The following is a 23006-nucleotide window of genomic DNA, read 5'->3' as shown; positions in this document are numbered from 1 at the left end:
GTCCGGGGGTGTGAAACCCCCGGCCTTGGCCCCAAGCACCCCGCTGGACAGACGGCCCCGGACGCCCGATATAGACCCCATGGCCCTCCCACCCGGATTCCTTGACGAGCTGCGCACCCGTCTCACCCTGTCTCAGGTCGTGGGCCGCAAGGTCACATGGGATCCGCGCAAGTCCAACATGGCCAAGGGCGACTACTGGGCGCCGTGCCCCTTCCATCAGGAAAAGTCCGCCTCCTTCCATGTCGATGATCGCAAAGGCTTTTACTACTGCTTCGGCTGCCACGCCAAAGGCGACGCCCTGACTTTCGTCAAAGAGACTGAAAACCTCTCTTTCATCGAATCGGTCGAGCTTCTGGCGCGCGAGGCCGGGATGGTCATGCCCGAACGCGACCCCGCCGCCGCCGCAAGGGCCGATACCCGCACCCATCTGGTCGATGTGATGGAAGAGGCGGTCAAATACTTCCGCCTGCAGCTGAAAACCTCCGCCGCAGCCGAGGCCCGCGCCTATCTGACCAAACGCGGGCTAAGCCCCGAGGCACAAGACCGCTGGCACATCGGCTTTGCCCCCGACCAGCGCCAGGGCCTGTTCCACGCGCTGACGCAAAAGGGCATCGCCCCCGACCTCATTGTCGACTCCGGCCTCTGCATCAAACCCGACGATAACGGCGCCCCCTACGACCGCTTCCGCGGCCGCATCATCTTTCCGATCCGCGACGGGCGGGGCAGGGCGATCTCGCTCGGCGGCAGGGCGATGGACCCGAACGCCAGGGCCAAATACCTCAACGGCCCGGAAACCGCCCTCTTCGACAAGGGCCGCAACCTCTTCAACCTCGGCCCCGCGCGGGAGGCTGCGGGCAAAGGCCTGCCGCTCATCGTCGCCGAAGGTTATATGGACGTGATCGCCCTCTCCGAAGCGGGCTTTCGCGGTGCCGTGGCCCCCTTGGGCACGGCCATCACCGAAGACCAGCTGCGCCTCATGTGGCGCGTCTCCGACGAGCCGATCATTGCACTTGACGGTGACACGGCGGGCATCCGCGCCGCGCTCCGCCTCGTCGACCTCGCCCTGCCGCTTCTGGAAGCCGGCAAGGGCCTGCGCTTTGCCATCCTGCCCGGCGGTCTCGACCCCGACGATCTGATCAAGGCGCAAGGCGCCCCCGCCATGCAGAAGGTGCTCGACGGCGCGCAGGCCATGGTCAACCTCCTCTGGCAGCGCGAGACGGATGGCAAGGTCTTCGACAGCCCCGAACGCAAGGCGGCGCTCGACAAGACCCTGCGTGCGCTTCTGACCCGCATCGCCGACCCCTCGATCCGCAGCCATTACGCCGAAGAAATCCGTCGCCTGCGCGCTGACCTCTTCGGGCCTGCCGTCAAACCCTTCAAGACCTGGACCCCGCGCGCCAAGGGACAAAAGCCCGAGACCAACCCGCAGCCCCTGTCCTCCACCCGCGCCTCGGCCCTCGTCCACAGCGACGAGGCGATGGAAGAGGAGCTGCGCGAAGCCGTCATCCTCGCCATCCTGGTCGCCCACCCCGACCTGATCGCCCGCTTCGAATCCGACCTCGAACGCCTCGACCTCGCCTCGCCGGATCACCGCGCGCTGCGCCATACCCTCCTGACCTGCCCGGAACACACAAGGGAGCAGACCCTGCGCGACATGCCCGCCCTTGAAGCCCTGATGGCGCGCCCCCATGTTCAGATCGCACCCCCCGTACGCAACCGCCAGGACCCGGAACTTGCCATGCTGTGTCTTGCCGAGGAATTCGCCAAGCTCGACGCCCGCCGTGGCGCGCGGCGCGAGGTCGAAGACGCTGTCGAAGACCTGACCGGCATCGCGGACGAGGGCCTCACCTGGCGTCTGGCGCAGGCGGCCTATGCCCGCCACCGCGCCGACCAGCCGAACCGCAACGACACCGCCGACCTGGGCGAAGACCGCAACGCCCTGTCAAACCACCTGCAAAGCCTGATTGATTCGAAGGTCTGGGAAAAGAAACGTACCTGAACGCTCCCATCGACCCTGCAACTCCCCCGCGATTCGGGGTATTCATGCGAATCGGCGACCCGATTCGCCCCCTGATTCGCTGCTTATGACCGGAGCCCACATGGCCATCAAAGACAACGACGACGCCAAGCCCGAAGGTGAAGAACAGGATGTCTCGCTCGACATGAGCCAGGCCGCTGTCAAGAAGATGATCGCCGACGCCCGCGAGCGTGGCTACATCACCTATGACCAGCTGAATTCCGTCATGCCGCCCGAGCAGGTGTCGTCCGAGCAGATCGAGGACGTGATGTCGATGCTGTCCGAAATGGGCATCAACATCATCGAAAATGAAGAGGGCGAAGAGGCCGATGCCGAAGGCGGCGCCCTGGTCGAGACCGGCTCTGGCATCCGCGACATCGCCGTCGTCACCACCACAACCGAGGCCCTGGATCGCACCGACGACCCGGTCCGCATGTACCTGCGCGAAATGGGCTCGGTCGAGCTTCTGAGCCGCGAAGGCGAAATCGCCATCGCCAAGCGGATCGAGGCTGGCCGCAACACGATGATCGCGGGCCTCTGCGAAAGCCCGCTGACCTTCCAGGCCATCATCATCTGGCGCGACGAACTTCTGTCGGAAGACATTCTCCTGCGCGACGTGATCGACCTCGAGGCCACCTTCGGCCGCAGCCTCGACGGCGAAGAGGGCATCGTCGGCGCCGATATCGAAGGGCTCGACATCGGTGACGCGCCCGCCGCACCGCGCCGCGCCGCAGGCTCGGAACCCGAACTCGACGCCGACGGCAACCCCATCCTGGGCGTGGTCGAAGACGACGAGGATGACGAGGACGGCGCCGCCATGTCCTTGGCCGCGATGGAAGCCGCCCTGAAGCCCAAGGTTCTGGAAACCCTCGACCTGATCGCCCGCGACTACACCAAACTGGCCGAGATGCAGACCCTGCGGATGGACGCCGCCCTGACCGTGAAGAACCGCTTCTCGGCCGGCGACGAGGCCGCCTATCAGAAACTCCGCTCCGAAATCGTCGTGCTGGTCAACGAGTTGCACCTGCACAACAACCGGATCGAAGCCCTGATCGACCAGCTTTACGGCATCAACCGCAAGATCATGTCGATCAACTCCGCCATGGTGAAACTCGCCGATGCCGCCCGGATCAACCGCCGCGAATTCATCGACGAATACCAGGGCTACGAACTTGACCCGACCTGGGTCGACCGCATGGCCGCCAAGGCCGGTCGCGGCTGGCAGGTGCTGATCGAGAAGAGCCGCGCCGCCATCGACGATCTGCGCAACGACATGGCCGAGGTCGGCAAATACGTCGGCGTCGACATCTCGGAATTCCGCCGCATCGTGAACCAGGTGCAGAAGGGCGAGAAAGAGGCGCGTCAGGCCAAGAAGGAAATGGTCGAGGCCAACCTGCGCCTCGTGATCTCCATCGCCAAGAAATACACCAACCGCGGCTTGCAATTCCTTGATCTCATTCAGGAAGGCAACATCGGCCTGATGAAGGCCGTCGACAAATTCGAATACCGCCGCGGCTATAAATTCTCGACCTATGCCACCTGGTGGATCCGTCAGGCCATCACGCGCAGCATCGCCGACCAGGCCCGCACCATCCGCATCCCGGTCCACATGATCGAGACGATCAACAAGCTGGTCCGCACCGGCCGCCAGATGCTGCACGAAATCGGCCGCGAACCGACGCCCGAGGAACTGGCCGAAAAGCTGCAGATGCCCTTGGAAAAGGTCCGCAAGGTGATGAAGATCGCCAAGGAGCCGATTTCCTTGGAAACCCCGATCGGGGACGAGGAAGACAGCCAGCTCGGCGATTTCATCGAGGACAAGAACGCGATCCTGCCGCTGGATTCCGCCATTCAGGAAAACCTGAAGGAAACCACGACCCGCGTCCTCGCCTCCCTGACCCCCCGCGAAGAACGCGTCCTGCGCATGCGCTTCGGCATCGGCATGAACACCGACCACACGCTGGAAGAGGTCGGCCAACAGTTCAGCGTCACCCGCGAACGCATCCGCCAAATTGAGGCGAAGGCGCTCCGGAAGCTGAAGCATCCGAGCCGGAGCCGCAAGCTGCGGAGTTTCCTGGATCAGTGAGGAGATAGGGCCGGGTGAGAAGCCTCAAGCTCGTTTGTTGGTTTGTGGTTTCTCTCGGCCTTTTCGGTATTGGTACAGTTACGCCCGCTCGCGCGGGCGTAACTGTCTTTGAATGTTCATTTCCCGAAAATTTCAATTTCATTATAACAATCAAGGATGGCGGCGAAGCGACGGTCGGCGCTGGCGTCGATGCCGGCGATAAGTCCAAAGCTTATTTCGATGCGTTAACAAAAGCTTGGGTGATTGTTGAATTCATTGATCATGGCAGAATTCCATCAACGCTGACGACGATATTGCCGGATGGTGTCGCATGGCATAGTCGTCATTCCATGTTCTCGGACGGAAGAATTGTTGCTTCGCAGATGACCGGCCAGTGTCAACGCTTGTGACGCATGGCTGTGAGCGCGCTTCCCCAAACGTTGACTCCCTGTACGCAATCGCGTACATTCCTCCCCATGAAAACCCTCTCCTCCACCGAACTGCGCGCCAATCTCTCCTCGGTCATGGACCGGGTGAATGACGACCATGAACCGGTCATCATCCACCGCGCCAAGGGCAAGCCGGTGGTCATGGTCAGCCTTGAAGACTGGGCCAGCATGGATGAGACGACCTATCTGACCTCCTCACCCGCCAACAAGGCGGCGCTGGATGAGGCGATCCGCAGCCTGAACGCCGGGGAGCCGGGTATCGTCAAGACGATGGAAGAGCTTGAAGCCATGGCGCGCGATTGAATGTCGTCTTTCAGGCCCGTGCTTTTGACCAATACGCCGAATGGCAGCGGCTTGATCGCACAGTCTTGAGCAAGATCAACCGTTTGATTGCCGAATGTCAGCGCCACCCGTTTGAGGGGACCGGCAAGCCTGAACCCCTGCGCGGGGATTATTCCGGCTGGTGGTCCCGTCGGATAGACCGCGAACATCGCTTGGTCTACCGTGTGGCGGGCAATACGCTCGAAATCGCCCAGTGTCGTTACCACTACCAAGGTTGAGCCCCCCCATGAACTTCCTCTCCCGCCTCTTCGGCAAGACCGCCCCCGCCGCCAACGCGCCAGAACCGGTGCTTTACAAGGACTGCCGGATCTATGCCGATCCCATGGCCGAAGGCAGCACCTTCCGCATCGCGGCCCGGATCGAGAAGGATTTTGACGGCGAGACCAAGACCCACCAGCTGATCCGCGCCGATACCCGCACCTCGCGGGACGAGGCGGTCACCGCCAGTGTCGACAAGGCCAAGCTCGCCATCGACCAGCTCGGCGACACGATCTTTCGCTGAGGCAAGGGCCGCCCCGGCATAAGGATGGACGCGGCGGGCCGCTTGGCCTAAGGCCCATGCAAAGCCCGCCCTCAAAGCCCGAAGCTGCAGGGCCCTCCCGGAGCCATCATGACCGAAGCCACCCCAGAGACGACCCCCGAACCCCGTGACGTCACTCCCCTGACCGCCGAACGCGCCCGCGCCGCGATCAAGATCATCGCCAAGGCGGTGCTGGCGGGCGAGCCTGCCATCACCTATTCCGACCTCGCCCGCCGTCTGGGTATGGCCAAGGTGAACGGGCAGGGGCTGAACAGCTATCTGATCGAGGCCGCGGCGATCTGTGCCGAACAGGGGCTGCCCAATGTGGGCACTTTCGTCGTCAGCCAGGAAAGCCTGCAGGCCGGGGCGCCGATGCCCGCCGAGGGCTCGCTCTCGGACATCTTCTACGCCAAGACCGGTCTCGACCGCGCCGATGTGCCGGCCGAACAGGCCAGGGTGCGCGGCTTTGACTGGGCGTCGATCCCCGACCTGACGCGGGGCTGACCGCGACAGGGCCAGCCCCGCCCGGATCAGGCCAGATGCGCCTTGAAATGCGCGATGGTCCGGGTCCAGGCCAGTTCCGCCGCCGCCTTGTCATAGCGCGGCGTTGAATCGTTGTGGAACCCGTGGTTGACGCCGGGGTAGATGAAGGCCTCGTAAACCTTGCCATTGGCCTTCAGCGCCGCCTCATAGGCCGGCCAGCCCTCGTTCACCCGTTTGTCGAGTTCGGCATAATGGATCAGCAAGGGCGCCTTGATCTTCGCCACATCCTCGGCCTTGGGCTGCATGCCATAGAAGGGCACCGCGGCGCCGAGTTCGGGATAGGCCACGGCGGCGGCATTGCTGACCCCGCCGCCATAGCAGAAGCCGACGATCCCGACCTTCCCGGTCGAGAGGGGATGCGCCATCATCCATTCCACCGCGGCAAAGAAATCGTTCATCAGCTTGGTCGGGTCGACCTTGGCCTGCAGATCCTTGCCCTCGGTGTCATTGCCGGGATAGCCGCCCAGGCTGGTCAGCCCATCCGGCGCCAGCGCCACAAACCCCGCCTTCGCCAGCCGGCGGGCGACATCCTCGATATAGGGGTTCAGCCCGCGGTTCTCGTGCACCACCACCACGGCGGGATATTTCGCCGGATCGCCCGCTGGCCGCACCAGATATCCCCGCACCTCGCCATTGCCGAGGGGCGAGCTGTAATGGACATATTCCGCGAAAATATCCGGATCGGTGAAAGACACCTGCTCGGCCAGGGCATAATTCGGGCTCATCATCGACAACAGCGCCATGGCCGTCATCCCGCCCACCGCAAATTTCCCGGCGCGGTCGAGAAACTCGCGCTTCGAGATCATGCCATGCGCGTAGAAATCATAAAGTTCCAGAAGCTCTGGCGCGAAGTCCTTGGCGGTCATCCGTGTCATCTTGCTCTCCTGTTGGGGGCCGGATCATGTCCGGGGCGCGGCCAGAGGGCTGGCACATGGGGAAGGGTAGGCCGTCCGCCCCTCAGGGCCAGTCACGCTTGCGTGAAGCGGCCTGAGTCTCTGCCGCCACACCCTTGCCTCTATATCTAGCGTCATCATCTTAGCCCCTAGTCGAGCGCTGCTTTACCCCCCTATGATTAGCCGCAATAAGGGGGATAACCCCCATACGACCCGAGGCAGGACCCAACAACAAAGGTGCAACCCAATGCGCTGCCCATTTTGCGGCAATATCGACACGCAAGTGAAAGACTCCCGTCCGGCCGAGGATCACGTCTCGATCCGCAGGCGCCGGTTCTGTCAGGCTTGTGGCGGACGCTTCACCACCTATGAGCGCGTGCAGCTGCGCGATCTGGTGGTGATCAAATCCTCCGGCAAGCGCGAGGATTTCGACCGGAGCAAGCTGGAACGCTCGATCCGGATCGCGATGCAGAAACGCCCGATCGATCCGGAGCGGATCGACCAGATGATCTCGGGCATCGTGCGGCGGCTGGAGAGCCTGGGCGATACCGATATCCCCTCCAAGACGATCGGTGAGATTGTGATGGAAAGCCTGGCGCGGATCGACACGGTGGCTTACGTCCGTTTTGCCAGCGTTTACAAGAACTTCCAGGCGGCAGACGACTTCGACCGCTTCGTGTCCGAACTGCGGCCCGGCATGAGCCCGGATGAGTGAGACGGGCATGCAGGATGTGGTCCATATGGCCCACGCCCTGCGCCTCGGCGCGCGCGGGCTGGGCCGGACCTGGCCCAACCCCGCCGTCGGCTGCGTCATCGTCAAGGATGGCACCATTGTTGGCCGCGGCTGGACCCAACCCGGCGGCCGCCCCCATGCCGAGGTGCGGGCGCTCGCCCAGGCCGGCGACCTCGCACAGGGTGCCACCGCCTATGTCACGCTCGAACCCTGCGCCCACCACGGCCACACCCCGCCCTGCGCCGAGGCGCTGATCGCCGCCGGCGTCGCCCGCGTCGTCACCGCCCTGACCGACCCCGACCCCCGCGTCGCCGGGCGCGGCCATGCGATGCTGCGCGCCGCCGGCATCGCCGTGACTGAAAATGTCATGGAGCCCGAGGCCCGCGCCGCCAATGCGGGCTTTCTGAAACGCGTGACGCAAGGCCTGCCCCTCGTCACCCTGAAAATGGCCGCCACGCTCGATGGCCGCAGCGCCACCGCCTCCGGCGAAAGCCGCTGGATCACCGGGCCCGAGGCGCGCCGCGCCGTCCATGCCCTGCGCATGGCGCATGATGCCGTGCTGGTGGGCTCCGGCACCGCCCGCGCCGATGACCCGGACCTGACGGTGCGTGACCTTGGCGCGCCGCACCAGCCGCTGCGCATTGTGATCGACAGCCGCCTGTCACATGACCCCGCCAGCCGCCTCGGCCAGACCGCGCGCCAGCACCCGGTCTGGCTCCTCCACGGCCCCGCCGCGCCGCCCGAGGCGCGCGCGGCCTGGCAGGCCACCGGCGCCCGCCTGATCGAGCTTCCCGCCACCCCCCATATCGCCCCGCGCGCCGCCCTCCAGGCTCTCGCCGCCCAGGGCCTGACCCGGATCTTCTGCGAAGGCGGCGCCACGCTCGCGGCCCATCTCGTCGCCGATGACCTGATCGACCGCCTCGTCCTCCACACCGCCGGCGCCCTGATCGGGGCCGAGGGCATTCCCGCTTTCGGCGCCCTCAACCTCGCCCGCCTCGCCGATGCCCCGCGCTGGCAGCGCCTTTCCAGCCGCGCCCTCGGCCCGGATGTCGAAACCACCTGGCAGCGCCGCTAGGCATTTCCAAACATTCCGACCCCGCGGCCCCACGAAAACCCCCAGACTCTTCCACTTTTCGAACCTTTCCCCTTTCATTCTGGCCCAAATATCCCGCGGAGGTGCGGAGGGCGCGCAGCCCTCCGCCTTGCCTTTGCCGCCCCTTGCCGCCAGCGCCCCCTTGCGCCATCTTGGCCCGAACAGGGGGGCTCCAATGCATATTCTCATCCTCGGCGCGGCCGGCATGATCGGGCGCAAACTGGCCGCATCTCTTGCAGAGGACGGCCACCGCCTGACCCTCGCCGATGTCGTGGCCCCGCCCGCGTTGCCGGGCAGCACCGGCCTCACCCTCGACCTGACCGCCGCCGCGGCCCCCGGGCTCATCGCCACACGGCCCGATGCGATCTTCCACCTCGCCGCCGTCGTCTCGGGCGAGGCGGAGGCCGATTTCGAAAAGGGCTATGCCACCAATTTCGACGCAACCCGCGCCCTGCTGGAGGCGATCCGCGCCACGCCGGGCTACCGCCCGAAGCTGATCTTCGCCTCCTCCAGCGCGGTTTTCGGCGCGCCGTTTCCGGCCAGGATCCCGGATGATTTCTGCCTGACCCCGCGCTCCTCCTATGGCACGCAAAAGGCGATGACCGAGCTTCTGATCTCGGACTATTCGCGGCGCGGCTTCATCGACGGCATCTCGATCCGCCTGCCCACGATCTGCGTGCGTCCCGGCGCGCCCAACAAGGCCGCCTCGGGCTTCTTCTCCAACATCATCCGCGAGCCTCTGGTGGGCAAACCCGCCATCCTGCCGGTCGCCGATACCCTGCGCCACTGGTTCGCGAGCCCCCGTTCGGCGGTGGGCTTCTTCCGCCACGCGCTGGACCTGGACCTCAGCCTTCTCGGCGACCGCCGCGCGCTCAACATGCCCGGCCTCTCGGCCACCGTCGCTGACGAGATCGAGGCCCTGCGCCGCGTGGCAGGCCAGAAGGCGGTCGACCTGATCACCCGGCAACCCGATGAAACCATTGCAAAAATCGTGCTGACCTGGCCGATGGATTTCGAGACGACCCGCGCCAATGCCCTGGGCTTCGTGGCCGAAACCAGCTTTGACCAGATCATCGCCGCCCATCTGGAAGAAACCGCATGACGCGCCCCGCCCATCCCACCGCCCTCGTGACCGGCGGCAACCGCGGCATCGGCCTCGCCATCGCCCGCGGGCTGATCGCCCAAGGGGTGAGCGTCACCATCTCCGCCCGCTCCGAGACCGAGGGCCGCACCGCCGCCGAGGTGCTGAACTGCCGCTTCACCCGCATCGACCTCCTCGACCCCGACAGCTATTTCGAGGCTTTCACCCGCTCCGGCGGCTGGGACATCCTGGTCAACAACGCGGGCATCCTGTCGGATGTCTCGCTGCTCGACAAAGGTTCGGATTTCGCCGCGGCGATGGAGGTGATGGTGGCAGCACCCCTCGACCTGATCCGCCTCAACACGCCGCATTGGAAGGCCGCGGGCTGGGGCCGCATCGTCAACATGTCCTCGAGCCTTGGCTCGCATGCGGCGGGGCTGAAGGGGCGCGGGGCCTATTCGGTGGCCAAGGCTTCGCTAAACGCCCTGACCCGCGTCCTGCCGCGCGACCTGCCGCCGGGGGTGAAGGTCAATGCCTGCGATCCGGGCTGGGTCGCCACCCGCATGGGCGGAGCCGGCGCGCCCTTCAGCCCAGAGGAGGGCGCCGATACCCCGATCTGGCTGGCGCTGCTGCCCGAGGACGGCCCGACCGGCGGCTTCTTCCGCCAGCGCCAGCCGGCGGAGTGGTAGCGGGCTGAGGCCGGGCAGGGGGGCTGTCTGCCCCCCTCGCGCTGGCGCGCTCACCTCCCGAGAGTATTTGCACAGAGGGCAAATGGGGGGTGCGGGGGGGCTTCGCGTCAGTTTTCGACGGGAACCGAGTAGAGGATGAAGTCGGATTTCGGGCGGTAGCTGTCGTAAAGCTTGCGGCCGGCGTAGTTGAACTCCTGCGTCAGCCAGCGGACATTGCTGAAGCCCTTCGCCTTGGCAAAGCCGATCACATGGTCGATCAGCGCCCGGCCGGCGCCGGCGCCGCGCACCTCGGGGCGGACATAGAGGTCGGAGAGGTAGACCACCTTGGCCCCCGAGAGCGAGCGGTGCATCAGCTGGTACTGGCAGAACCCGATGATCTGCCCGTCGCGCACCGCGACATCGGACCAGAAATCCTCCTCCCCGAAGATCCACTCCCAGACCGCCTGCTTGCCCGTCTCGGTCACCGAGGTCTTGTAGAAGCTGGCATAGGCTTCCATCAGCGCCTCCCAAACGGCGCGGTCCCCGGGGGCGAGGGGGCGGATCGTGACGTCTTTGGACTTGTCCATAGGCTCTCTCCCTTTGTGCGCGACAAAAGCGGCTGGGCTGCGGGCCGTCAAGGGCTGCGCTTGCAGCCGGGACCCGCTTTGTTGCATGGTGGCGGGCGCGGCACGATGGCGCGAGAGAAGGCCCGGTATCGGGACGTTACAGGGGGGCGGCATGATTCCGGTCATTGGCTACACAGGGCACAGGGTTGCGGTATTGGGGCTTGGCCGCTCGGGTCTGGCCACGGCTGCGGCCCTGACCGCAGGCGGCGCCGAACCGCTTCTCTGGGACGACGCCCCCGAGGCCCGTGCCAAGGCCGAGGCACAGGGCTTCACCTGCACCGACCTGAACCGCGCTTCCGCGCTGGAGGGGGTGGCCGCCCTGATCACCTCGCCCGGCATCCCGCATCTCTACCCGGCGCCCAACAAGATCATCGCCCGCGCCATGGAGCTGGGGATTCCGGTCGACAATGACATCGGCCTGTTCTTCCGCTCCTATGCGACGCAGGACTGGGACAATTTCGAGACTGCCCCCCGCGTGGTCTGCGTCACCGGATCGAACGGCAAATCCACCACCACCGCCCTGATCCACCACATCCTGGAGGAGGCCGGCCGCCCGACCCAGATGGGCGGCAACATCGGGCGCGGCGTCCTCTCGCTCGACCCTGCCCGCGATGGCGAGGTTGTCGTGCTGGAACTGTCCTCCTACCAGACCGACCTCGCCCGCAGCCTGACGCCCGATATCGCCGTCTTCACCAACCTCTCGCCCGACCATCTGGACCGGCACGGCGGTCCCGGCGGCTATTTCGCCGCCAAACGCCGGCTCTTTGCCGAGGGCGGCCCTGACCGCTGCGTGATCGGCGTGGACGAGACCGAGGGCCGCTACCTTGCCAACCAGATGGCCGAAGGCCCCGGCGACGACCGGGTGATCCGCATCTCCTCCGGCCAGAAGCTGGACGGTTTCGGCTGGACGGTCTTTGCCCGCAAAGGCTTCCTCTCCGAATGGCGGCGCGGCAAACAGGCGGCCTCGATCGACCTGCGCGAGGTTGCGGGCCTGCCCGGTGCCCACAACCACCAGAACGCCTGCTGCGCCTATGCGGTCTGCCGCACGCTCGGCCTTGCGCCGAAACTGATCGAGGCGGCGCTGCATTCCTTCGCCGGCCTGCCGCACCGCAGCCAGCTGGTGGGCGAGCGCGCGGGCGTCCGCTTCATCAACGACAGCAAGGCCACCAACGTCGACAGCGCGGCCAAGGCCCTGCAAGCCTTCCCGAAGATCCGCTGGATCGCCGGGGGCCTCGGCAAGGAGGGCGGCATCAAGGGCCTTCTGCCCTTCATCGGTTCGGTGCAGAAGGCCTATCTGATCGGCCACTCCGCCCGCGACTTCGCGCTGGAACTCGGCGATCTGCCGCATGAAATCTCCGAAACGATGGAGCGCGCCCTCGCCGCCGCCGCCGCCGAGGCCCAGCCGGGCGAGGTGGTGCTGCTGGCCCCGGCGGCGGCGAGCTTCGACCAATACCCGAACTTCGAAAAACGCGGCGAGGATTTCACCGCCCGCGTCGCAGCCCTCCTCGCCTGACGGGGCGGGGCTGTGGCTGCGTGGGACGCCCAAGCCGCCTATGACCGCGCCGCAGCCGCCTGGGACGCGGCGCGTGCGCCGCAGTTTGCCGAAAAGCCATGGATTACCGGCATAATGGCCGCCCTGCCGGCCCGCGCCGCCGTGCTCGATCTGGGCTGCGGCGCCGGGCGGCCGATCGCGGCCACCTTCCTCGCCCAGGGCCATCAGGTCACCGGGGTCGATCTGTCGCCGCGAATGCTGAACCTTGCCCGCCAGAACCTGCCAGAGGGGAACTGGCGGCACGGCGACATGCGCGCCCTTTCCGCCGTCCTGCCGCCCGACGCGTGCTTTGATGCCGTCATCGCCTGGGATTCCTTCTTCCACCTCTCCGCCCCGGACCAGCGCCGCGCCTTGCCGCAGATCGCCGCAAGGGTGGGGCAGGGCGGCTGGCTCCTCTTCACCACCGGCCCCGGGGCGGGCGAAAGCTGGGGCGCCGTCGCGGGCGAGCCGGTCTGGCACGCGAGCCTCGACCCCGCCGACTACCGGGCGCTCCTTTCGACCAGCGGCCTGACCGTCCAGGCCTTTCGCCCCGAAGACCCCAACACAACCGGCCATAGCGTCTGGCTGGCCCGCCGAGACCCGTAACCCCCCGTTCCCGAAAGGAGATCGCCCATGCAAGGCCACTGCACCTGCAACGCCGTCACCTACCGCCTGACCGCCGCCCCCCTCTTCACCCATTGCTGCCATTGCACCTGGTGCCAGCGCGAGACCGGAGCCGCCTTCGCCCTGAACGCGATGATCGAGACCGAGAACCTCGAGATCGACGGCACGGTGGAAGAGATCGTCACCCCCTCCGCCTCCGGCAAGGGCCAGATCATCGCGCGCTGCCCGACCTGCAAAGTGGCACTTTTCAGCCATTACGCCGGGGCCGGGCGCCTGATGGCCTTCGTCCGCGTCGGCACCCTCAGCGATCCCGACGCCTGCCCGCCCGACATCCATATCTTCACCACGACCAAGCAGGCCTGGCTGAACCTGGCGGGGCCGACCCCGGTCCTGCCCGAATATTACGACCGCAAGCAATACTGGCCCGCAACCAGCCTCGCCCGCCGCGCCGCCCTCCTGGCCAAGGCCGCGCCGTAATCCCTTTGCGCTTTGCCCCAATATTCCCGCCGGAGGCGCAGGCCCGCCCCGGCGTCCCGCTTCGGCGTCAGTCGCCCGCAGGATGGGCAATCTGCCCATCCTCCTGATCCCCCCGCACGGCCAGCCCCAAGGCCGCAGCGCCGCGCCGGCCCGCCCGCCACATCCCCCCGATTTGCGCTTTGCCCAAATACTCCCGCCGGAGGCGCAGGCCCGCCCCCGGCGCCCCGCTTCGGCGTCAATCGCCCGTAGGATGGGCAATCTGCCCATCTTGGCCGCGAGAAACCCCGAAATCCGCTAGCCAGCCCGGCTGTCTTGCGATAGTCTTGCCCTTGATCCGGGGCCAACCCGGACATATCGGCAGTCAGGCATAGCAGGCGCTCCATGACAGAAATGGTTTACGGCTCGATGCCCTCACGGGCGCGGGAGCCGGTTCTTCCGCGTTGGTGGGCCACCATCGACAAATGGACCCTGACGGCCATCCTGGCCCTCTTCGGGATCGGCATGCTTCTGGGGCTTGCAGCCTCGGTGCCGCTCGCCTCGCGCAACGGTCTGCCGCCCTTCTACTATGTCCAGCGCGAGGCCGCCTTCGGCGCGGTGGCGCTGATCACCATGCTGGGCTTCTCGATGCTCTCCCCCCACGCGATCCGCCGCGCCGGGGTGATGGGCTTTGCCGTGGCCTTCCTCGCGCTGGTGGCGCTGCCCTTCCTTGGCACCGATTTCGGCAAGGGCGCCGTCCGCTGGTATTCCCTCGGCTTTGTCTCCTTCCAGCCGTCCGAGTTCCTCAAACCCGGCTTCATGATCGTCTCAGCCTGGCTGATGGCGGCGTCGATGGAGCTGAACGGCCCGCCCGGCAAGCTGTTCTCCTTCGGGCTTCTGGTCGTCATTGTGGGTTTTCTCGCCACCCAGCCCGACTTCGGCCAGACCATGCTCTGCATCTTCGGCTGGGGCGTGATCTATTTCGTCGCCGGCGCCCGCATGAGCCTGATCGCGGTCGTCCTTGGCCTGATCATCTTCGCCGGCAACTTCGCCTACCACCATTCGCAGCACTTCGCTCGCCGGATCGACGGCTATCTCAACGCCGATGTCGACCCGCGCAGCCAGATCGGCTATGCCACCAACGCCATCCAGGAGGGCGGCTTCTTCGGCGTCGGTGTCGGCAATGGCCAGGTCAAATGGACCCTGCCCGACGCCCATACCGACTTCATCATCGCGGTCGCAGCCGAGGAATACGGGTTGATCCTCGTCCTCGTCATCATCGGGCTTTACTGCACCATCGTGATGCGCAGCCTGATCCGCCTGACGCGCGAACGTGACCCCTTCGTCCGATTGGCCGGCACGGGCCTCGCCTGCATCTTCGGCGTGCAAGCCATGATCAACGTCGGCGTGGCGGTGCGTCTGCTGCCCGCCAAGGGCATGACGCTGCCCTTCGTGTCCTACGGCGGCTCCTCCGTCATCGCCGCCGGCATCACCGTCGGCATGCTTCTCGCCCTGACCCGCACCCGCCCGCAGGGGGAAATCAGCGACCTCTTCAAGCGGGGCCGCTGAGGTGGCCGCCTCGTCCTCCAAGGCGCCGCTTCTGCTGATCGCAGCCGGCGGCACCGGCGGGCATATGTTCCCCGCCCAGGCCCTGGCCGAGGCGATGGTCGCCAAGGGCTGGCGCGTCCGCCTCTCGACCGACACCCGCGGCGCGCGCTATGCGTCAGGCTTCCCCGAGGCGGTGCAGCGCGTCGTCCTCTCCTCCGCCACCTTCGCGCGCGGCGGCATCCTGTCGCGCGCGCTGGTGCCCTTGCGGATCGCGGGCGGCGTCCTTTCCGCCCTCTGGCAGTTCAGCCGGGAAAGGCCCGCCGTCGTGGTGGGCTTTGGCGGCTATCCGACCATCCCCGCCCTGACCGCCGCCTGGATCCTGAAATTGCCCCGGATGATCCACGAACAGAACGGCGTCCTCGGCCGGGTCAACCAGATCTTCGCCGCCCGCGTCGACAAGGTCGCCTGCGGCACCTGGCCGACCCGCCTGCCCGAAGGTGTGGCGGGCGAGCCGGTCGGCAACCCGGTCCGCCAATCGGTGCTCGACCGCGCCGGCGCCCCCTATATCCCGCCCGGCGACTACCCGATGAGCCTGGTCGTCATCGGCGGCAGCCAAGGCGCCCGCGTTCTCTCCGATGTCGTGCCCGCGGCCCTCGCCGCCTTGCCCGACACGCTCAAACCCCTCCTTCGCATCGCCCACCAGGCCCGCGCCGAAGACCACGCCCGCGTCGTCGCCACCTATGCCGAAGGCAAGATCGACGCCGAGGTCGCGCCCTTCTTCACCGACATCCCGCGCCGCCTGTCCGAGGCGCAGCTCGTGATCTCGCGCTCCGGCGCCTCCTCGATCGCCGATATTTCGGTGATCGGGCGGCCGTCGATCCTGATCCCCTATGCGGCCGCCACTGGCGACCACCAATCCGCCAATGCCAAGGGCTTGACCGAAGCCCATGCCGCCGTCACCCTCGCCGAAAACACCCTTGACGCCGCCCGCCTGAGCGCCGAAATCGCGGCCATCCTGACCGCGCCCGAAAAGGCCGAGCAGATGGCCGCCGCTGCTTTGGCGCAAGGCCGTCCCGACGCCACAATCCGCCTCGCCTCTCTGGTCGAAGCCCTAGCCGGAGCTGCAACATGAACGCCGCCACCAAACTGCCGATGGAACTCGGGCCGATCCACTTCGTCGGCATGGGCGGCATCGGCATGTCCGGCATCGCCGAAGTGCTGATCACCTTGGGCTATACCGTGCAAGGCTCCGACGCCCGCGCCTCCAAGATCACCGACCGTCTGGTGACGCTGGGCGCCACCTTCTTCGAGGGCCAGAAGGCCGAGAATATCGGCGAGGCCGCCGTCGTGGTGATCTCCTCCGCCATCAAGAAGGGCAACCCGGAACTGGAAGAAGCCCGCCGCCGCCAGCTGCCGGTGGTCCGCCGGGCCGAGATGCTGGCCGAACTGATGCGGCTCAAATCCAACGTCGCGATTGCCGGCACCCATGGCAAGACCACGACGACCACCATGGTGGCGACGCTTCTGGACAAGGGCGGGTTTGATCCGACCGTGATCAACGGCGGGGTGATCCACGCCTATGGTTCCAACGCCCGCGCCGGGGCAGGGGAATGGATGGTGGTCGAAGCCGACGAGAGCGACGGCTCCTTCAACCGCCTGCCCGCCACCATCGCCATCGTGACCAACATCGACCCCGAGCATATGGAGCATTGGGGCACCTTCGATGCGCTCAGGAAGGGTTTCTTCGATTTCGTCTCCAACGTGCCCTTCTATGGGCTCGCGGTCTGCTGCACCGACCACCCGGAAGTGCAGGCCCTTGTCGGCCGCGTCACCGACCGCCGCATCGTGACCTTCGGCTTCAACGCGCAAGCCGACGTGCGGGCGATCAACCTGCGGCACGAGGCCGGCAAGACCACCTTCGACGTGCTGTTGCAGAACGAAGAGGGCAAGCCGCTGATCGAGAATTGCACCCTGCCGATGCCCGGCGATCACAACGTGTCGAACGCCCTGTCGGCCATCGCGGTGGCGCGTCACCTCGGCATGAAGCGCGAAGAGATCCGCGAGGCGCTGGCAAGCTTCGAAGGCGTCAACCGCCGCTTCACCAAGGTGGCCGAGGTGAATGGCGTCACGATCATCGACGATTACGGCCATCACCCGGTCGAGATTGCCGCCGTCCTGAAGGCCGCGCGTCAGGCGACAAAGGGGCGGGTGATCGCGATCCACCAGCCGCACCGCTACACGCGCCTGCACAACCTGTTCGAAGAGTTCTGCACCTGCTTCAACGAGGCCGATGTCGTGGCCATCGCCGATGTCTACGCCGCGGGTGAAGACCCGATCCCGGGTGCGTCACGCGATGATCTGGTGGCAGGGCTGATCGCCCATGGCCACCGCCATGCACGGGCTTTGCTGGACGAGGCCGACCTGACCCGCCTCGTCAAGGAGCAGGCAAGGCCCGGCGATCTGGTGGTCTGCCTCGGCGCCGGTTCGATTTCCGCCTGGGCCAATGCCCTGCCGGCGAAACTGGCCTGAGCCACAAATCTTCTGCGAAGATTTCGCTCCCGAATTTTCGACGAAAATTCGTGGCTGCCCCATGCGCAAGACCACACCACCAGACTCGATTTTTCGCAGAAAAATCGTGCCCCACCGGCGTGGAAAATCCTGACGAAAGATTAACAGGAAACACTTTTCCTTTATTTGACAACAATTTGCCCATCCTTGCACGCGTGCAATCCCCTCGCCTTCCACGGGCGCATTCCCACCCCTCTCCGGCGCTGCCGCCAAAAAACCCCAGCCTTTCCCCAAGCGCGCCGCTTTCCCCGGCGATCAACAGGCCAATGTCCCGCGGGGACCATCCCAAACGCCAAGAGGCCCCATGACCCCCCTTGTTCTCGGTGCCCTCTGGGTCATCGCCGCCGCGATCACCGCCCTCTTGCCCATGCGGGCCCAGATGATCCCCGGCCTGGCCCTGCTGGCCGCCGCCCCGCTGCTTCTGTTCTGGATCGGCTTCACCCAGGGCTTCGGATGGGTCGCCCTCGGCCTTTTCGCGCTCCTCTCGATGTTCCGCCGCCCGCTCAACTACTTCGCCCGCAAAGCCCTCCGCCTGCCGCTGCCGCCCCTCCCGCCCGAACTGCACCGCCCCGAACTGCACCGTAAAGCCTGAGCCATGCTCCCCCTCACCTTCGGCTTCCTGTGGCTGATTGCCGCCAACCTGACAGCCATGCTGCCCACCCGCGACCACCACTGGCGCGCGGCCTATGCCCTGATGGCGCTCGGCCTGCCGCTCCTGATCTGGATCGCCGCGACCCAGGGCGCGTTCTGGTCGCTCGCCTTCCTCGCCGCCGGCTGCAGCATCCTGCGCTGGCCGCTCTATTATCTGTGGAAGTGGGTCAGCGGCGGTTTGACACGGTAACCCGGCCCGCAATCTTCCAAGCGTAGAGACCAAAGGAAGACAGAAGGAAGACGCTGGCAAGACCGCCAAAACCGCCTTCCGCCGACCGATCCCGTCACCGGCCCGCGGACTCTTGCGCGGTGTCCCGGCGGCTTGTAGCTAACGGGCATGAGCACTCTTCCCATCCCCCGCGGCGCGATCACGCCGAACCGTTCCCTGGCCGATCTGACCTGGCTTCGCGTCGGCGGGCCGGCGGACCATCTGTTCCAGCCGGCCGATGAGCAGGATCTTGCCGCTTTTCTGGGCGCGCTCGACCCCGCCATCGCGGTTTTTCCGATGGGCGTGGGGTCGAACCTGATCGTGCGGGATGCCGGGATAAGGGCGGTGGTGATCCGGCTTGGGCGTGGGTTCAATAGCATTGAAATTCAAGGGGATAGGGTGGTGGCCGGCGCCGCTGCCCTTGATGCCCATGTCGCAAGGCGCGCGGCGGAGGGTGGGTTGGACCTGACCTTCCTGCGCACCATTCCCGGCTCGATCGGCGGGGCGGTGCGGATGAATGCGGGCTGTTATGGCTCCTATGTGAAGGACCATCTGGTCGAAATCCGCGCCGTCACAAGGGCGGGAGAGGTCGTCACTCTCCCGGCCGAGGCGCTGCATCTGGCCTATCGCCAGTCGGTCTTGCCTGAGGGGGCCGTGATCGTTCAGGCGGTGTTTCGCGCAACATCTGGCGATCCGGCAGCGCTGGAGGCCAAGATGTTGGAGCAGATTGCCAAGCGCGACGCTTCGCAGCCGACCAAGGACCGCTCGGCCGGCTCCACCTTCCGCAACCCGGTGGGCCATTCCTCGACGGGCCGCGCCGATGACAGCCATGAGCTCAAGGCCTGGAAGGTCATCGACGACGCCGGGATGCGGGGTGCAAAACTCGGCGGGGCGCAGATGTCGCCGATGCATTCCAACTTTCTGATCAACGCCGGGGGTGCCACCGCCGCCGATCTGGAAAATCTCGGCGAGGAAGTGCGAAAAAGGGTTTTCACAAACAGCGGGATCACGCTAGAGTGGGAAATCATGCGCGTCGGCGAACCGGCGGCAAAATAACAAGAAAACCGGCTTTAAGTCCGGGTGAGGCAGTGATGGTGGGCAAGCTTGCAGGCGCAGGCTCCCGCGTGGCGGTACTGATGGGTGGACTTTCCGCAGAGCGGGAGGTTTCGCTGTCGTCGGGGCATGAATGTGCCAAAGCCTTGCGGGTAGCGGGATATGACGTGGTCGAGCTTGACGCTGGCCACGACCTGGCCGCACGTCTGGCCGAGATCAAACCTGCCGTTGTTTTCAACGCCTTGCATGGCCGTTGGGGCGAGGATGGCTGCGTTCAGGGCCTGCTGGAATGGTTGGGCGTGCCCTATACCCATTCCGGCGTTCTGGCTTCGGCCATCGCGATGGACAAGGCGCGCGCCAAGGAAGCCTTTGCGGCGGCGGGTCTGCCGGTGGTCCAGTCGGTTCTGGCCTCAAGGGACGAGGTCGCCCGCGATCACGTTCTGAAGCCGCCCTATGTGGTCAAACCCAACAACGAAGGCTCCTCCGTCGGGGTCTATATCGTGCGCGAGGGCGCCAATGCCCCGCGTCTGGCCGAGACGATGCCCGAAGTCGTCATGGTGGAGACCTATGCCCCGGGGCGGGAACTGACCTGCGCGGTCCTGGGCGACCGGGCCCTTGCGGTGACCGATATCATCACCGAGGGCTGGTATGACTATGATGCCAAATACAAAACCGGCGGCTCGCGCCATGTGATACCGGCGCAAGTGCCGGAGGACATCACCGTCGCTTGCCTCGACTATGCCCTGCGCGCCCACCGTGCGCTCGGCTGCCGGGGCCTCAGCCGCACCGATTTCCGCTGGGACGAGGCGCGCGGCCTGGACGGGTTGATCCTGCTGGAGACCAACACCCAGCCCGGCATGACGCCGACCTCGCTGGCCCCTGAACAGGCGGCCTTCTGCGGCATCTCCTTCCCCGAACTGTGCGCCTGGATCGTGGAGGATGCCTCATGCAATCGTTAGGCCGCGCCCTTCCGATGCGCCGCGATCCGGCCCCCTCCCGTTGGGCCTACCGGATGCAGCGGCTGTGGCTGACGCCCTTGTTCCGCGTCACGATGCGGGTCGGGATGCCGGCGTTCTTCGTCGTGCTGGCGATGGGGATTTACCTGTCGGATGCGACCCGCCGCGACAACTTTGCCAATATGGCAACGGCGGTGAAGGAAGAAGTGACCGAACGCCCGATGTTCATGGTCAACCTTCTGTCGATCGACGGCGCCTCGCCGGAACTGGCCGATGCCGTCCGTTCGCGGCTGGGCCTTAACCTGCCGCAATCCTCGCTGTCGCTTGATCTGGATGCGATCCGCGACAATGCGCAAAAACTGGATGCGGTGGCGAGTGCCGTGGTGCGGCTGGCGGCGGGCAATGTCCTGCAGATCACCATCACCGAGCGCCAACCGGCCTGGGTCTGGCGCACGGGGCAGGGGCTGATGCTGCTGGATGCCGATGGCCATCGGATCGCGGGCATTGCCGACCGCGCCGACCGGGCCGATCTTCCCCTGGTGGCGGGGGACGGCGCCGATGCCGCCGTGGTCGAGGCGCGCGCCCTTCTGCAAGCTGCAAGCCCGCTCGGTGCCCGGATCCGCGGCCTCGTCCGCGTCTCGGAACGGCGCTGGGACCTCGTTCTGGACCGCGACCAGCGCATCTATCTGCCGGCCGATGGCCCGGTGGCCGCGGTGGAGCGGCTGATCGCCCTCGATCAGGCCGAACATATTCTGGCCCGTGACATTGTTTCCGTCGATTTGCGCAATCCCCTGCGCCCCGTCCTTCGCCTTACCCCGCAGGCGCTTTTGGCGCTGCGTCAGTCCCAAGGCCTCAAAATTCCCCCGGAGTCAAAGACATGACCGATCTTTACCAGTCTCAGCGCGCCATGCGGAACATGCGTAAAGCCGCCCTGCAACGGGGGGTGATCGCGATTCTGGATGTGGGCACCTCGAAAATCGCCTGCCTCATCCTGCGCTTCGACGGGTTCGAAGAGGGGGTGGAGCCGGATGGCGTGGGCTCGATGGCGGGCCAGTCGAACTTCCGGGTGATTGGCGCCGCCACCACCAAATCGCGCGGCGTCCGCTTTGGCGAGATTTCGGCGATGAACGAGACCGAGCGCGCCATCCGCACCGCCGTGCAGGCAGCGCAGAAGATGGCCAACGTGCGGGTTGACCATGTCATCGCCTGCTTCTCGGGCGGCGAGCCGCGCAGCTATGGGCTGGCGGGCGAGATCGAGCTGCAGGACACGGTCGTGAAGGAAAACGACGTGGCCCGCGTGCTTTCGGCTTGCGATCTGCCCGATATCGGCGAGGGGCGCGAGGTGATCCACGCCCAGCCGGTCAACTTCGCCCTCGACCACCGCACCGGCCTTGGCGACCCGCGCGAGCAGATCGGCAACCGGCTGGCCTGCGACATGCACCTTTTGACGGTGGATGCCGCCGTGGTGCAGAACTTGCTTTATTGCATCAAGCGCTGCGACCTCGACCTGGCCGGGATCGCCTCGTCTTCTTATGCTTCGGGCATCGCCTCGCTGGTCGAAGACGAGCGCGAGCTGGGGGCGGCCTGCATCGACATGGGCGGCGGGTCGACCGGCATTTCGATCTTCATGAAGAAGCACATGATCTTTTCGGATTCGGTGCGTCTGGGCGGCGATCACGTCACCTCGGATATCGCGCAGTGCCTGCATGTGCCGACCGCGGTGGCCGAGCGGATCAAGACCAAGCATGGCGGCGTGCACGCTACCGGCATGGATGACCGCGAGATGATCGAGATCGGCGGCGACTCGGGCGACTGGGACAAGGACCGCCGTCAGGTTTCGCGCACCGAACTGATTGGCATCATCCGGCCGCGGGTCGAAGAGATCCTGGAACAGGTCGCCGAACGCCTGATCGCGGCGGGCTTTGAAAGCCTGCCCAGCCAGCAGATCGTCCTGACCGGCGGCGCAAGCCAGATCCCCGGGCTTGACGGGCTGGCGAGCCGCATCCTCGGCCAGCGCGTCCGCATGGGGCGGCCCCTGCGCGTGCAGGGCCTGCCGCAGGCGGCGACCGGGCCGACCTTCGCCTCGACCGTGGGCCTGTGCCTTTTCGCGGCGCATCCGCAGGACGAATGGTGGGATTTCGACATTCCCGCCGAACGCTACCCGGCGCGGTCGCTGAAAAGGGCCCTCAAATGGTTCAAAGACAACTGGTAAACCCCAAGATCCAGCCCTTCGGTCGAGATGCCGGGTCCAAACCGGCAGAAATCCCCATATTTTGTGGGTAAGTTGATATTTTTTCGTGACCTTGACGCGCACTGTGGGTAGAATCGGGGATAAGTCGGGTTCTGCTTCGGTGCTTGGGGCAAAATGCAGGGGCCGGGCGTGA

At 66.1% G+C, this 23006-nt stretch carries 25 protein-coding genes; 23 read left to right on the top strand and 2 right to left on the bottom strand.

From position 1 onward, the window contains the following. Positions 1–79: 79 nt before the first annotated feature. The 7 genes from dnaG (at position 80) to AC1DVR_RS14100 (ending at position 5897) form a co-directional block, all read left to right on the top strand. Positions 80–1999, top strand: coding sequence for a DNA primase (gene dnaG / locus AC1DVR_RS14130; protein ID WP_478001225.1), 1920 nt, complete (start codon positions 80–82; stop codon positions 1997–1999). 100 nt (positions 2000–2099) lie between these two features. After that, a complete protein-coding gene (gene rpoD / locus AC1DVR_RS14125) occupies positions 2100–4103 on the top strand; it encodes an RNA polymerase sigma factor RpoD (RefSeq protein WP_478001224.1) in 2004 nt (667 codons plus the stop codon). Between the two features lie 14 nt (positions 4104–4117). Then, positions 4118–4492 carry a hypothetical protein gene (locus AC1DVR_RS14120; RefSeq protein ID WP_478001223.1) on the top strand — a complete coding sequence of 125 codons (375 nt, stop codon included), beginning with the start codon at positions 4118–4120 and terminating at the stop codon, positions 4490–4492. A gap of 66 nt (positions 4493–4558) precedes the next feature. After that, positions 4559–4834, top strand: a complete 276-nt coding sequence (locus AC1DVR_RS14115) for a type II toxin-antitoxin system Phd/YefM family antitoxin (protein WP_478001222.1) — start codon at positions 4559–4561, stop codon at positions 4832–4834. Beyond that, the gene (locus AC1DVR_RS14110; protein ID WP_478001221.1) at positions 4831–5091 is read left to right on the top strand and encodes a Txe/YoeB family addiction module toxin; all 261 of its coding nucleotides are present in this window, start codon (positions 4831–4833) and stop codon (positions 5089–5091) included. The genes AC1DVR_RS14115 and AC1DVR_RS14110 overlap by 4 nt, the downstream gene beginning before the upstream one ends. An 8-nt stretch (positions 5092–5099) precedes the next feature. Next, positions 5100–5375, top strand: a complete 276-nt coding sequence (locus AC1DVR_RS14105; RefSeq protein WP_478001220.1) for an HlyU family transcriptional regulator — start codon at positions 5100–5102, stop codon at positions 5373–5375. Between the two features lie 108 nt (positions 5376–5483). After that, on the top strand, positions 5484–5897 hold the full coding sequence (locus AC1DVR_RS14100) for a hypothetical protein (protein WP_478001219.1): 414 nt from the start codon (positions 5484–5486) through the stop codon (positions 5895–5897). Positions 5898–5923: 26 nt separating this feature from the next. On the opposite strand, the gene yghX is transcribed toward AC1DVR_RS14100, so the two are convergent. Further along, positions 5924–6811 carry a YghX family hydrolase gene (gene yghX / locus AC1DVR_RS14095; RefSeq protein ID WP_478001218.1) on the bottom strand — a complete coding sequence of 296 codons (888 nt, stop codon included), beginning with the start codon at positions 6809–6811 and terminating at the stop codon, positions 5924–5926. 265 nt (positions 6812–7076) lie between these two features. Here yghX and nrdR point away from each other — a divergent pair, with 265 nt between their 5' ends. The 4 genes from nrdR to AC1DVR_RS14075 all read left to right on the top strand — a co-directional run bounded on the left by nrdR (position 7077) and on the right by AC1DVR_RS14075 (position 10425). After that, on the top strand, positions 7077–7544 hold the full coding sequence (gene nrdR, locus AC1DVR_RS14090; RefSeq protein WP_478001217.1) for a transcriptional regulator NrdR: 468 nt from the start codon (positions 7077–7079) through the stop codon (positions 7542–7544). A 7-nt stretch (positions 7545–7551) separates the two neighbouring features. Then, complete coding sequence (gene ribD / locus AC1DVR_RS14085) at positions 7552–8637, top strand: bifunctional diaminohydroxyphosphoribosylaminopyrimidine deaminase/5-amino-6-(5-phosphoribosylamino)uracil reductase RibD (RefSeq protein ID WP_478001264.1); 1086 nt, start codon at positions 7552–7554, stop codon at positions 8635–8637. 193 nt (positions 8638–8830) lie between these two features. Next, complete coding sequence (denD, locus tag AC1DVR_RS14080) at positions 8831–9757, top strand: D-erythronate dehydrogenase (RefSeq protein ID WP_478001216.1); 927 nt, start codon at positions 8831–8833, stop codon at positions 9755–9757. Further along, on the top strand, positions 9754–10425 hold the full coding sequence (locus tag AC1DVR_RS14075) for an SDR family NAD(P)-dependent oxidoreductase (RefSeq protein WP_478001215.1): 672 nt from the start codon (positions 9754–9756) through the stop codon (positions 10423–10425). The genes denD and AC1DVR_RS14075 overlap by 4 nt, the downstream gene beginning before the upstream one ends. 107 nt (positions 10426–10532) lie before the next feature. Here AC1DVR_RS14075 and AC1DVR_RS14070 read toward each other — a convergent pair whose 3' ends face one another. Then, positions 10533–10991 (bottom strand): N-acetyltransferase family protein, encoded by a 459-nt coding sequence (locus AC1DVR_RS14070; protein WP_478001214.1) that lies wholly within the window; start codon positions 10989–10991, stop codon positions 10533–10535. A gap of 151 nt (positions 10992–11142) precedes the next feature. Between AC1DVR_RS14070 and murD the strand changes: the two genes are divergently transcribed. The 12 genes from murD to ftsA all read left to right on the top strand — a co-directional run bounded on the left by murD (position 11143) and on the right by ftsA (position 22834). Continuing rightward, a complete protein-coding gene (gene murD, locus AC1DVR_RS14065) occupies positions 11143–12543 on the top strand; it encodes a UDP-N-acetylmuramoyl-L-alanine--D-glutamate ligase (protein WP_478001213.1) in 1401 nt (466 codons plus the stop codon). Positions 12544–12555: 12 nt separating this feature from the next. After that, positions 12556–13167: a class I SAM-dependent DNA methyltransferase gene (locus AC1DVR_RS14060; RefSeq protein ID WP_478001212.1), complete on the top strand. Its 612-nt coding sequence runs from the start codon at positions 12556–12558 to the stop codon at positions 13165–13167. A 27-nt stretch (positions 13168–13194) separates the two neighbouring features. After that, entirely contained in the window at positions 13195–13662 is a 468-nt protein-coding gene (locus AC1DVR_RS14055) for a GFA family protein (RefSeq protein ID WP_478001211.1), read from the top strand. Positions 13663–14043: 381 nt separating this feature from the next. Next, the gene (locus AC1DVR_RS14050) at positions 14044–15207 is read left to right on the top strand and encodes a peptidoglycan glycosyltransferase FtsW (RefSeq protein ID WP_478001210.1); all 1164 of its coding nucleotides are present in this window, start codon (positions 14044–14046) and stop codon (positions 15205–15207) included. A 1-nt stretch (position 15208) separates the two neighbouring features. Then, entirely contained in the window at positions 15209–16318 is a 1110-nt protein-coding gene (locus AC1DVR_RS14045; protein ID WP_478001209.1) for a UDP-N-acetylglucosamine--N-acetylmuramyl-(pentapeptide) pyrophosphoryl-undecaprenol N-acetylglucosamine transferase, read from the top strand. After that, a complete protein-coding gene (gene murC / locus AC1DVR_RS14040) occupies positions 16315–17715 on the top strand; it encodes a UDP-N-acetylmuramate--L-alanine ligase (protein ID WP_478001208.1) in 1401 nt (466 codons plus the stop codon). The genes AC1DVR_RS14045 and murC overlap by 4 nt, the downstream gene beginning before the upstream one ends. A 343-nt stretch (positions 17716–18058) precedes the next feature. Next, positions 18059–18346, top strand: coding sequence for a DUF2484 family protein (locus AC1DVR_RS14035; protein ID WP_478001207.1), 288 nt, complete (start codon positions 18059–18061; stop codon positions 18344–18346). A 3-nt stretch (positions 18347–18349) separates the two neighbouring features. Then, complete coding sequence (locus AC1DVR_RS14030) at positions 18350–18595, top strand: DUF2484 family protein (protein ID WP_478001206.1); 246 nt, start codon at positions 18350–18352, stop codon at positions 18593–18595. A gap of 147 nt (positions 18596–18742) precedes the next feature. Then, positions 18743–19669: a UDP-N-acetylmuramate dehydrogenase gene (gene murB / locus AC1DVR_RS14025; RefSeq protein WP_478001205.1), complete on the top strand. Its 927-nt coding sequence runs from the start codon at positions 18743–18745 to the stop codon at positions 19667–19669. Between the two features lie 35 nt (positions 19670–19704). Continuing rightward, positions 19705–20625 (top strand): D-alanine--D-alanine ligase, encoded by a 921-nt coding sequence (locus AC1DVR_RS14020; protein WP_478001204.1) that lies wholly within the window; start codon positions 19705–19707, stop codon positions 20623–20625. After that, positions 20613–21503 (top strand): cell division protein FtsQ/DivIB, encoded by an 891-nt coding sequence (locus AC1DVR_RS14015; RefSeq protein WP_478001203.1) that lies wholly within the window; start codon positions 20613–20615, stop codon positions 21501–21503. Before AC1DVR_RS14020 ends, AC1DVR_RS14015 begins: the two co-directional genes overlap by 13 nt. Further along, positions 21500–22834: a cell division protein FtsA gene (ftsA, locus tag AC1DVR_RS14010; RefSeq protein WP_478001202.1), complete on the top strand. Its 1335-nt coding sequence runs from the start codon at positions 21500–21502 to the stop codon at positions 22832–22834. Before AC1DVR_RS14015 ends, ftsA begins: the two co-directional genes overlap by 4 nt. Positions 22835–23006: the final 172 nt, after the last annotated feature.

The organism is Rhodobacter sp. P2_H5, from assembly GCF_056403335.1.
Note: the sequence above shows the minus strand (reverse complement) of the source record. Positions and strands in the feature narration are given on the sequence as shown.

Coding starts and splice junctions, on each gene's coding strand:
- dnaG (WP_478001225.1), top strand. CDS start 80: ATGGCCCTCCCACCCGGATTCCTTGACGAGCTGCGCACCCGTCTCACC.
- rpoD (WP_478001224.1), top strand. CDS start 2,100: ATGGCCATCAAAGACAACGACGACGCCAAGCCCGAAGGTGAAGAACAG.
- AC1DVR_RS14115 (WP_478001222.1), top strand. CDS start 4,559: ATGAAAACCCTCTCCTCCACCGAACTGCGCGCCAATCTCTCCTCGGTC.
- AC1DVR_RS14105 (WP_478001220.1), top strand. CDS start 5,100: ATGAACTTCCTCTCCCGCCTCTTCGGCAAGACCGCCCCCGCCGCCAAC.
- AC1DVR_RS14100 (WP_478001219.1), top strand. CDS start 5,484: ATGACCGAAGCCACCCCAGAGACGACCCCCGAACCCCGTGACGTCACT.
- yghX (WP_478001218.1), bottom strand. CDS start 6,811: ATGACACGGATGACCGCCAAGGACTTCGCGCCAGAGCTTCTGGAACTT.
- nrdR (WP_478001217.1), top strand. CDS start 7,077: ATGCGCTGCCCATTTTGCGGCAATATCGACACGCAAGTGAAAGACTCC.
- ribD (WP_478001264.1), top strand. CDS start 7,552: ATGCAGGATGTGGTCCATATGGCCCACGCCCTGCGCCTCGGCGCGCGC.
- denD (WP_478001216.1), top strand. CDS start 8,831: ATGCATATTCTCATCCTCGGCGCGGCCGGCATGATCGGGCGCAAACTG.
- AC1DVR_RS14075 (WP_478001215.1), top strand. CDS start 9,754: ATGACGCGCCCCGCCCATCCCACCGCCCTCGTGACCGGCGGCAACCGC.
- AC1DVR_RS14070 (WP_478001214.1), bottom strand. CDS start 10,991: ATGGACAAGTCCAAAGACGTCACGATCCGCCCCCTCGCCCCCGGGGAC.
- murD (WP_478001213.1), top strand. CDS start 11,143: ATGATTCCGGTCATTGGCTACACAGGGCACAGGGTTGCGGTATTGGGG.
- AC1DVR_RS14055 (WP_478001211.1), top strand. CDS start 13,195: ATGCAAGGCCACTGCACCTGCAACGCCGTCACCTACCGCCTGACCGCC.
- AC1DVR_RS14050 (WP_478001210.1), top strand. CDS start 14,044: ATGACAGAAATGGTTTACGGCTCGATGCCCTCACGGGCGCGGGAGCCG.
- murC (WP_478001208.1), top strand. CDS start 16,315: ATGAACGCCGCCACCAAACTGCCGATGGAACTCGGGCCGATCCACTTC.
- AC1DVR_RS14035 (WP_478001207.1), top strand. CDS start 18,059: ATGACCCCCCTTGTTCTCGGTGCCCTCTGGGTCATCGCCGCCGCGATC.
- AC1DVR_RS14030 (WP_478001206.1), top strand. CDS start 18,350: ATGCTCCCCCTCACCTTCGGCTTCCTGTGGCTGATTGCCGCCAACCTG.
- murB (WP_478001205.1), top strand. CDS start 18,743: ATGAGCACTCTTCCCATCCCCCGCGGCGCGATCACGCCGAACCGTTCC.
- AC1DVR_RS14020 (WP_478001204.1), top strand. CDS start 19,705: ATGGTGGGCAAGCTTGCAGGCGCAGGCTCCCGCGTGGCGGTACTGATG.
- AC1DVR_RS14015 (WP_478001203.1), top strand. CDS start 20,613: ATGCAATCGTTAGGCCGCGCCCTTCCGATGCGCCGCGATCCGGCCCCC.
- ftsA (WP_478001202.1), top strand. CDS start 21,500: ATGACCGATCTTTACCAGTCTCAGCGCGCCATGCGGAACATGCGTAAA.